At 41.6% G+C, this 6,715-nt stretch carries 7 protein-coding genes, 1 rRNA gene and 1 riboswitch (1 of these 9 cut by a window edge); of the genes, 1 reads left to right on the top strand and 7 read right to left on the bottom strand.

Annotated features, from left to right (window positions below):
* Together JNUCC41_RS12815 and JNUCC41_RS12810 are read right to left on the bottom strand one after the other, a co-directional pair.
* Positions 1–614: ribosomal RNA gene (locus JNUCC41_RS12815) — 16S ribosomal RNA — on the bottom strand (it extends 937 nt beyond the left edge of the window).
* A gap of 279 nt (positions 615–893) precedes the next feature.
* Complete coding sequence (locus tag JNUCC41_RS12810; RefSeq protein ID WP_192208148.1) at positions 894–1,769, bottom strand: nucleotidyltransferase-like protein; 876 nt, start codon at positions 1,767–1,769, stop codon at positions 894–896.
* A 174-nt stretch (positions 1,770–1,943) separates the two neighbouring features.
* On the opposite strand from JNUCC41_RS12810, the gene JNUCC41_RS12805 reads away from it, so the two are divergent.
* Positions 1,944–2,297 carry a YgzB family protein gene (locus JNUCC41_RS12805; protein WP_076371179.1) on the top strand — a complete coding sequence of 118 codons (354 nt, stop codon included), beginning with the start codon at positions 1,944–1,946 and terminating at the stop codon, positions 2,295–2,297.
* A gap of 100 nt (positions 2,298–2,397) precedes the next feature.
* On the opposite strand, the gene perR is transcribed toward JNUCC41_RS12805, so the two are convergent.
* The 5 genes from perR to JNUCC41_RS12780 form a co-directional block, all read right to left on the bottom strand.
* Complete coding sequence (gene perR / locus JNUCC41_RS12800) at positions 2,398–2,835, bottom strand: peroxide-responsive transcriptional repressor PerR (protein WP_192207898.1); 438 nt, start codon at positions 2,833–2,835, stop codon at positions 2,398–2,400.
* A gap of 162 nt (positions 2,836–2,997) precedes the next feature.
* Positions 2,998–3,942, bottom strand: a complete 945-nt coding sequence (locus tag JNUCC41_RS12795; protein WP_192207897.1) for a D-2-hydroxyacid dehydrogenase — start codon at positions 3,940–3,942, stop codon at positions 2,998–3,000.
* Positions 3,943–4,091: 149 nt separating this feature from the next.
* Positions 4,092–5,201, bottom strand: coding sequence for an aminopeptidase (locus JNUCC41_RS12790; RefSeq protein ID WP_192207896.1), 1,110 nt, complete (start codon positions 5,199–5,201; stop codon positions 4,092–4,094).
* An 11-nt stretch (positions 5,202–5,212) separates the two neighbouring features.
* Complete coding sequence (bcp, locus tag JNUCC41_RS12785) at positions 5,213–5,683, bottom strand: thioredoxin-dependent thiol peroxidase (RefSeq protein WP_192207895.1); 471 nt, start codon at positions 5,681–5,683, stop codon at positions 5,213–5,215.
* Between the two features lie 62 nt (positions 5,684–5,745).
* A complete protein-coding gene (locus JNUCC41_RS12780) occupies positions 5,746–6,165 on the bottom strand; it encodes a potassium channel family protein (protein ID WP_034305333.1) in 420 nt (139 codons plus the stop codon).
* Positions 6,166–6,404: 239 nt separating this feature from the next.
* A riboswitch (cobalamin riboswitch) is annotated at positions 6,405–6,597 on the top strand.
* Positions 6,598–6,715: the final 118 nt, after the last annotated feature.

Below are 6,715 nucleotides of genomic sequence, written 5' to 3'. Positions count from 1 at the left end.
TTCACATCAGACTTAAGGAACCACCTGCGCGCGCTTTACGCCCAATAATTCCGGACAACGCTTGCCACCTACGTATTACCGCGGCTGCTGGCACGTAGTTAGCCGTGGCTTTCTGGTTAGGTACCGTCAAGGTACCAGCAGTTACTCTGGTACTTGTTCTTCCCTAACAACAGAACTTTACGACCCGAAGGCCTTCTTCGTTCACGCGGCGTTGCTCCGTCAGACTTTCGTCCATTGCGGAAGATTCCCTACTGCTGCCTCCCGTAGGAGTCTGGGCCGTGTCTCAGTCCCAGTGTGGCCGATCACCCTCTCAGGTCGGCTACGCATCGTCGCCTTGGTGAGCCATTACCTCACCAACTAGCTAATGCGCCGCGGGCCCATCTATAAGTGACAGCGTAAACCGTCTTTCCATCTTCTCTCATGCGAGAAAAGAACGTATCCGGTATTAGCTCCGGTTTCCCGAAGTTATCCCAGTCTTATAGGCAGGTTGCCCACGTGTTACTCACCCGTCCGCCGCTAATCTCAGGGAGCAAGCTCCCGTCGATTCGCTCGACTTGCATGTATTAGGCACGCCGCCAGCGTTCGTCCTGAGCCAGGATCAAACTCTCCGAAGAAATGTTTGACTTGCTCATTTGCTTTTTGATAGTGTGTGCTCACTTAAAATTTAACGTTGGCGCTTTGTTTTGTTCAGTTTTCAAAGAGCAATTTCGCTGTCGTTTACCTCGTAAGCGACTTTTACATCTTATCATGTTTTCAACTTCATTGTCAACATGTTTTTTTATTTTTTTTAAGTTGTTTTCGTTTTGATGAAGCTGCGAAAGCTGATGTCCCGCAGCGACATGTATTAATATAACACCTATATTATTAATGGTCAACAATAAAATTGCATTTTTTTAAAAGTTTTTTGAAACCCTATAAAACCGATGATATACCTCGTGCCCTTTGGTCTCCGCTTTGATGACGTCGATTACCTTCTTCTCTATCAAATATTCCAATAAAACACCTAGGTCCACTGAATAAAACTTCACTTCCGGATGCTCCATTAGCTCCGCAATCGTCCACGGATCTTCTTTCGTCCCCATTATTTCAACCAAATGCTGTGAACCCGCATTCGTCCGAGAATAAATAAGAAACTCACTCGCAAGGAATAGAAGCTCCAATCTTTTTTCGAGAGTTTCCTCACTGCTGATCAATTCTTTATACAACTTGAAAATTTCAGGTTCCATATGCTTCACTTGGTTCCAGACCGTAACCTCCGGATAAAAGCCTTGTTCAATTATTTCCAAACGGGCCAAGTGATGCAAGGAATGAACGATATGGTTGTATGCCTCAAGATGATGGCCTTTTTCAAAGAAGCTTTTCCCATCCATGTACCTGCGAATTAACTTTGCAAATTCCATCCCCATCTTTAACTTCCTTCCATAGAAGGGGAACTCACGGATTTCGGTTTTCAAACGGTCCAAATATTCATTCCGGTCAAAAATGACCTTCCCGTTATATATCCAGTCAATCACTTTTCGGTTCGTGCCTAATAGAAGCCATTCTTTTAACTGGTCTTCCTTTACGATATGCAAGGCTGCCTTTTTATCCTGATAAGTGTAATGCTTTAAAAACACGGCCTCTTCGGCTTCGTCTGCAATTACAAAAAGGATGTAGTCAAATGTATCGGTGATTGCGCTATTATCATCTCTTTTTTCTATTAACAAGATTCCAAGTGTAGATTTTAAACTTGCTCGCTCTTGATAAATCGGGCGAAGGATATCTTCCATCATAAATTCCTCCAAAACCTTTTTTTTTAGATTTTCGACAAAACTCTTCAAATTCCTGCTTATTTCCCTTACCCAAACTATTTGAATTCAAAAGTAATATGTATCCTTTATTTCTTTTTTGTTCCATCCATTGTTTATGTTATAGTTAAAGTTATATTTTAGGAGGGACAATCCATGGCTAAATATTCTAGCAAAATCAATAAAATACGTACTTTTGCTTTGAGTTTGATTTTCATCGGCTTCATCGTAATGTACCTTGGACTTTTCTTCAAAACGAATCCTGTTGTCATGACGATTTTCATGGGGCTGGGCCTTTTATTCATCATCGCAAGCACAGGGGTTTATTTTTGGATTGGAATGCTTTCTACAAAATCGATCCAAGTTGTCTGCCCTAATTGCAGCAAACCCACAAAAATACTAGGGCGTGTAGATATTTGCATGCATTGTGAAGAACCATTGACACTTGACAAAAAGTTGGAAGGCGAAGAATTCAACGAAAAATATAACCGAAAAAGCCTGCATGACTAGAGGAATTCCGCTAGCTGAATTCCCTTTCAAGAAGTCTTTAACAATTGTATCATTTCTAGATAACATGAAAAAAAGTTCCAACCAAGTGGAGGAACTTTTTTTAATGCGATTCTTTTTTCGCACAATCCGTACAGTCGCCGTAGATTTCCATCCGATGGTGACTAACATTGAAACCTGTGACTTGTGCAGCAAAATGCTCGACTTCATCCAATGCAGGATAATCGAAATCCACAATTTTCCCGCAAGTTTGGCAAATTACATGATAATGATTCGTCGTCACAAAGTCAAACCTTGCTGAAGAATCACCATACGTAAGTTCTTTTACCAAACCTACCTCACGGAACACACGCAGATTGTTATAAACCGTTGCCACGCTCATATTCGGAAACTTGCCTTCCAGCGCTTTATATATATCATCAGCGGTGGGGTGGGACATGGAGTTTATCAAATACTCAAGTATCGCATGGCGTTGAGGAGTTATTCTTACACCGGTATCTTTTAAGGAATCCAACGCTTCTTTTAACTGAACTTCAGACACCGTCGTCCACCTCTTTTTCTAATTAAGTATGAATTCTTAAATTGTAATATTTATAAATAGTGTACCTTTTATGCGTTGAATTTGTCAATAATTCAATGGCTTAACCATTCTTTTTTAGTTTATTCATGAACACAATGAATCTATACCATTTCTGCTTTGAGTTCAGTATCCCCTAGATAAGTCGATTACGTTGGTGAAGTCATTTCCAGTTTTCAGGTATTCACGCATGTTTTTTTCGAAAATGGCAAAGGTTCTTGGTAGATATTCTCCGCTTTTACTTGATAGATGCGGTGTGACTGTGACTTTCTCCATCCTCCAAAACGGATGCCCTTTTCCCAAAGGCTCCGGGTCAAATACATCCAAGATGGCATGAGACAACTCCCCGGCATCCAGGGCTTCGATCAACACTTCATCGTTAATCAGGTCTCCGCGGCCAATATTCACGAAAACTGCAGATTCTTTCATTGCTTTAAAGTGCTCTTTTTCCAGAAGGCCCTTCGTTTCATCCGTACTTGGCAGGACAGATACGATATAATCAGCTCCCGGTAAGGCTTCCAATAAATTATCCAGAGTATAAAGGTGATCGATGGATTCCACTGGCTTCCCGCTCCGGTTCACTCCCATCGTCGTCATCCCAAAGGCTTTCCCAAGACGAGCTACCTCCCCTCCAATTGCACCGACACCAATAACGAGCATAGTCTTGCCATTCAATTCCCCTACTTCAATCTTTCTATCCCACAATTCTTCCTTTTCATTCTTGATAAGCATTTTCAATTTCTTTTCATATTGCAAAAGCATCCCTATCGTATACTCGGCCATCGGGATTTTATGAATGCCTCTTGCGTTTGTCACCAGAATGCTACGTTCCTCAATGGCTTTAAATGGCATTAATTCCATCCCTGCACTCATGACCATGATCCATTTCAAGTTCGCCGCTTTCCCAATGATTTCTTCAGTTAAGTCTTCACCATATGTAATTAGGATTTCCGCTTCACGAAGCGGCCCATCCGTCCATCCTTTTTGATAAATGAAGTTCAAATCTGGAAAAGCTTCCACCATCTTCGTTTGGATACCTTCATTCGGAATGACAGTCGAAAGTATTAACATGTTTATCTCTCCCTTTTAATTAACATAAAAAAAACACGGGCTCTATGTGTCCCGCGCAACTTTCTCTGAGGAGGTATTCCCTTAATAAAGCATATTCAGGTGTCCCCTTTTTGAGTTGGACAAAAGCCTTCCCCTTATTAAAAAAGGCTTTATTTTAAACAATTTGGGTTTAATGCATGTAAATCAGGCAAAATGAAATCGCCATCCCTTCTGATCGGGACGTCGTCAAAATAGATGTCACCGCCCCCATATTCCGGACGCTGGATCAAGACCATATCCCAATGTATCGATGAACGATTTCCATTATCCGCTTCTTCATAGGAGAGTCCAATAGCCAAGTGCAGACTCCCGCTTATTTTCTCATCGAACAATATATCGTCCATAGGTTCCAATATATATGGATTGATTCCAATTGCGAACTCCCCTATAAACCGGGACCCTTCATCAATATTAAGAATTTGGTTCATTTCTGAGTCACGATTGGAAGTTGCTTTAATGATTTTTCCCTTTTCAAAGTTTAATTCTATGTCACTAAAGGTGATTCCTTCATAGGTTGTGGGTGTGTTGAAGGATATCCTTCCATTGAGACTATCTTTTATGGGTGCCGTAAACACTTCCCCATCCGGTAAATTCTTTTTTCCGGCACATATGATGGCCGGCATACCTTTAATGGAAAAGGTCAAATCTGTCCCTGGTGAAACGATCCTGACTTTGTCAGTCCGTTCCATCAATTGTTTTAACGGTTTCAAGGCCGCCTCCATTTTCCCGTAATCCATGGTGCAAACGTTCAACAGAAAGTCTTGGTACGTGTTGAAGGGCATGCCGGCTTTTTGCGCTGATGCGTTGGTTGGATAATTAAGTAAGACCCAACGTCGGTTGTTTACATAGAAAAGAGTGGGGGAATTCATGGCCTCCCCCTGAAGACGGTGCCTCTCGATGGGAACATCAGTCATTTCCACTTCGTTTTCTTCCCCTGTGATGATGATGACTGCATCGATATCCGTATATTTCTTCAGAGCCCATTGCGAAGATGTGTCAAGTTGTTCCTTCACATTCCCTTGTAACAGGTGGCGGCTTATCTCATCGTCTTCGAGTTCTACATATGGATAAGCACCCACTCTGTATATTTCATCAATCAGCTCTTTCAATAATGGTTTCGTGTTGATATGCCCCCGTATGAGGATTCTCTCTTTTGGCTGTATTTGTATCGAATGATGAATCAGCCTGGCTGCAAGCTTCGTTATTCGCTCATCCTTCATCTGCCTGTCCCTTATTTTTCGAGGTCGCGAAGAGTTTCAAGAGCTTCTTCGACGTGGCCTTTGACTTTTACTTTACGCCATTCTTTGACTACCTTACCAGCCTTATCTATCAGGAAAGTTGAACGTTCAATGCCCATATACTCCTTGCCAAAGTTCTTTTTCAATTGCCAAACATCAAATGATTCAGCCGCTTCATGATTTTCGTCAGCAAGCAGCAGAAAAGGCAATCCATGCTTTTCGATGAACTTTTCATGACGTGCCGCTGGATCTGGGCTGATACCAATGATGACCGCGTCCAATTCCTCAAATTGCTCATTATGGTCCCGGAAATCACAGGCCTCCGTCGTGCAACCTGGCGTCATGTCTTTTGGATAAAAATATAAAACAATGTTTTTCCCCTTAAAATCCGATAGGGAAACCATTTCACCATTGTTTGCAGGGAGTTTGAAATCAGGTGCTTTTTCTCCAATTTTAACAGTCATATTGAACCCTCCATTTCTTTCATTATGGTAAGAGTACCCAATAATCGAAAGAAACACAACTTTCATTTATCCTTCCTATCTTTCTGCTCCAAATCGATAACTGTCCGAATCACGAACGCTGCCGGCAGTGTATACCCGATGAAAGCCTGAATGGTAGCTATCATCCTTCCCATGCCAATCGGGGCTATATCTCCATAACCTACAGAAAACATCGTCATCGCACTAAAGTAAAAGGAAGTCTTCAACTGTTCATAGAAAGTGCCATCCAACCGATTGCCCATATCAAGAATCACCGAATGATTCTGAAGCTCGTATAATAAATAAATCAGTGCAAATCCAACCAATATCGTCGCATATAAATTGCCAAGCCACAGCATATCCTCCAGAGAAAACTTCTTTCCTCCCGACTCAACAAGAAATAACGTACGAATGCTCATCACCATGCAAAAAATGATTCCTGCAATCAAGATGTAGAAAGTCATCCCCAACGCCCCATTTCAATACGCCACTCCCTCTATACATACTCCCTGTCCAAACAATATATTCTTTTTTAGGAACAGACCTTATCCTCATCACCAACACACTCAAAAAACGGATTCTTTTCCCGAATCTCATGTTGACCCTTTTGGTTGGATATGTTAAGGTTGTCTAAATTTTTAAAATAGTTTTTATTTTAAAAATCTTCAACCTGCAAACAGTTTATAAAGGCAGGTTTTGTAAAATTTCATATGTGGAAATAGGTTCCTAATTATAAATTAGGATTAAAAGGGAAGTCCGGTGTAATTCCGGCACGGTCCCGCCACTGTAATGGGAGTGTTAGCGCCATCCAATATGCCACTGATCAACGGATCGGGAAGGCCCGCCGCTAATGATAATCCCCAAGTCAGGAGACCTGCCTATTTCAACAACACTGTTTTAACCTACGGGAGATAGGGAGGTGTTAGGGACCTTATAATTGTAAGGGGCATTCTGCGTGCCTCTTATTTTAAGCATTTCTAACTTTCTCTTTTGACGGTTAGGGATGCTTTTTTT

It is taken from the genome of Brevibacillus sp. JNUCC-41, from assembly GCF_014844095.1.
GTDB lineage: Bacteria > Bacillota > Bacilli > Bacillales > DSM-1321 > Peribacillus > Peribacillus aracenensis.
This window is presented reverse-complemented; position numbering and strand designations above follow the sequence as displayed.

Coding starts and splice junctions, on each gene's coding strand:
- JNUCC41_RS12810 (WP_192208148.1), bottom strand. CDS start 1,769: ATGGAAGATATCCTTCGCCCGATTTATCAAGAGCGAGCAAGTTTAAAA.
- JNUCC41_RS12805 (WP_076371179.1), top strand. CDS start 1,944: ATGGCTAAATATTCTAGCAAAATCAATAAAATACGTACTTTTGCTTTG.
- JNUCC41_RS12795 (WP_192207897.1), bottom strand. CDS start 3,942: ATGTTAATACTTTCGACTGTCATTCCGAATGAAGGTATCCAAACGAAG.
- JNUCC41_RS12790 (WP_192207896.1), bottom strand. CDS start 5,201: ATGAAGGATGAGCGAATAACGAAGCTTGCAGCCAGGCTGATTCATCAT.
- bcp (WP_192207895.1), bottom strand. CDS start 5,683: ATGACTGTTAAAATTGGAGAAAAAGCACCTGATTTCAAACTCCCTGCA.
- JNUCC41_RS12780 (WP_034305333.1), bottom strand. CDS start 6,165: ATGACTTTCTACATCTTGATTGCAGGAATCATTTTTTGCATGGTGATG.